General features: G+C 40.4%; 2 protein-coding genes. Both read left to right on the forward strand.

Going from position 1 to position 2,510, the window contains the following annotated elements:
* Positions 1-1,461: response regulator transcription factor (locus AB4Z17_RS33085; RefSeq protein WP_441964658.1), on the forward strand; the 1,461-nt coding region annotated here is incomplete at its 5' end.
* 3 nt (positions 1,462-1,464) lie between these two features.
* Positions 1,465-2,510 (forward strand): sensor histidine kinase (locus tag AB4Z17_RS33090; protein WP_441964660.1); only part of this gene is annotated, 1,046 nt, incomplete at its 3' end.

Consider the following 2,510-nt stretch of genomic DNA (forward strand, 5'->3'; position numbering starts at 1 on the left):
CTCCTGTATATCGAAAGCCATGATATTGACCTCCTGTATATCGAAAGCCATGATATTGACATCTTGCTCACCGATATCCGGATGAACGGGATGGACGGATTACAGCTAGCAGAGAAGGTTCGTGAACTAGGTAAGCCTATCAAAACGATGTTTATGAGCGCCTATGGTGAGTTCGAGTATGCACAGAAGGCAATCGATCTGAAGGCAATCCATTATATATTAAAACCTGTGCAGGTTAGCGAATTTATTAAGAATATGACCGAGATCATCCTGCTGTGCGAGGAAGCGTTGAAATTGAAGGTTCAGCAGGAAAAGCTAGAAGCTGCCTATTTGAAGGAAGTCAGATACGAAAAGCAGAAGCAGCTTACTGATATTATACTCAGCAAGGCAGAGGAGACGGATGACAAACGGGATCTGAAGGTGCCTAACGGCAGGTTCGAAAATTATTCTTACATGCGGATGTTGATGCTGGATTCTCGTAAACGCTTTTTCGATCGGCTTGATCTCGATATCGAAGAGCAGTTGGGCGAACTCATTCATCGCAATATCGATTTTATTCATTTGAATGAGTTTCAAGCGTTGCTGTTCTTGGAAACAGCCCCCGACGAGTCGCTGGAAGCTATAACGGAGCTTGGCCAGCAATTGATCCGGATATTCCAGGATATGTACGATAATGATATTTGTGTTGTGATCAGCGGATTGATGGATGATGTGAAGCAGCTCCACAAACAATTTCACGAAATGGAAACGATGCTGGAAAACAAGTTCTTTTTCGATGAGGGTACGGTGATGCTGGCAAACCGCACATCATTTGCTCAGGGCGATATGACAGCAGTAGTAAATGATGTGTTAACGCAATTGACGCAAAATATTCAGCACAACCGATATGATATCGCGCAACTGTATGTCGAGCAACTGTTTGATGCTCTACAAAACAGTGAGCATTTAACGGTTATCTATGTAAAATATGTGTGCACCGAAATTGTCAAAGCTGCATTCAATGCCTCTATAAAAAAGAATAACGATAGATTCAAGCATAGTTTGGAGGACATCTATAAAACGGTAAAGTTGAGCGATTTGCGTAAAGTAGTATTGCGTATTCTAAAGGAAAACGAGTCTTTCTGCGAAACGAATTTGGAAGCGACCTCCAAAGCGATTGATGAAGTCGTCCGAATAATCGAGAACGAATATCAGACTGACTTGTCATTGGAATTATTGTCGGAGCGGGTTTATTTATCTCCTAGTTATTTGAGCCATCTATTCAAGAAACAGAAAGGGATAAGTCTTAATAAGTTCATGACCGTGCACCGAATGGAAAAGGCAAAGGAACTGCTTATAACAACCAATCGTAAAATTATCGATATCGGCCAGGATGTTGGTTATAACAACTTCTCCTACTTCAGCTCGTTATTCAAAAATCATTTTGGTCGAACGCCTTCCAAATACAGAGAAGAGGCATAAACGATGAAACGGCTGATCTATGGTTTGTTCAATCGTTTACGGTTTAATCAAAAACTGTTTCTATCTTATTTAATTGTTATTATCATTCCTATTATGGTGCTTGGCATATACGCCTACAATCAATCAAAGGACATGCTCAAATTGCAGGCACTGCAAGGGATTGATAAGAATGTGAATACCGTTACTCAGAATATTGACAATTCGGTTGAACGTTACAATCATGCGATTCGATCGATTGTATTTACTAAGATGTTTCAGAAGATTGTAGCCAACGATTATATCGACTTAGTCAATCTTTCACGGGATTTGAAAGATTTCTTAGATCCGTATTTTATTATGATGATGAACCTTGACAAGGACATTGAGAAAATAACCTTTTACACGCAAAGCACTGTTCCGGAATTCGGCGATTCAGTAGTTTCATATAAACGGGTTAACGAGAAGCCATGGTACAACGAAGCTATGAAAGGGATAGAACCGCTATGGAAATATGAGGATAACGAACTGTTTGTCATTCATAAATTCCCAAAAACGCTAAAAGAGCCCAATACGAATATGGTCTATATGCGAATTAATGAGAACAGTTTCTTCAAAAACATTACCGATCTCGATCAGGAGTATGCTGTCATTATCTCTGATGACAATAACCGAATCGTATATGCGAATCAAAGTGCAAAGTTGATTGCCTTTGACTTCAAAGAAATGATGAAAATGAATGAGGGGACGGTACGCACCGGTCAAACGGAAATGTTTCTTGTCAAGAAGAAGATCGTGCAGGCTAATTGGACGGTCTATTGTTTCGTACCCGCAGCGCTTGTGTCCCATAACGCAGGTTCAATCATTAATGCGACGCTAATCGTGATCCTTGCTTGTATTGTCAGCTTGCTGATCATTATTTCGATCTTTTCCAAAACATTCATCAAACGGATATTCTCACTTAATGCGATAATGAAACGGGTCGAATGGGGAGAATTGGATTTACAGGTTCAAAGTGAGGCCAGGGATGAAATCGGCGAACTGACTAATCGGTTCGGCAAGATGCTTAATCG

The sequence above is a fragment of the Paenibacillus sp. TAF43_2 genome (assembly GCF_052113545.1).
Lineage (GTDB): Bacteria > Bacillota > Bacilli > Paenibacillales > Paenibacillaceae > Pristimantibacillus.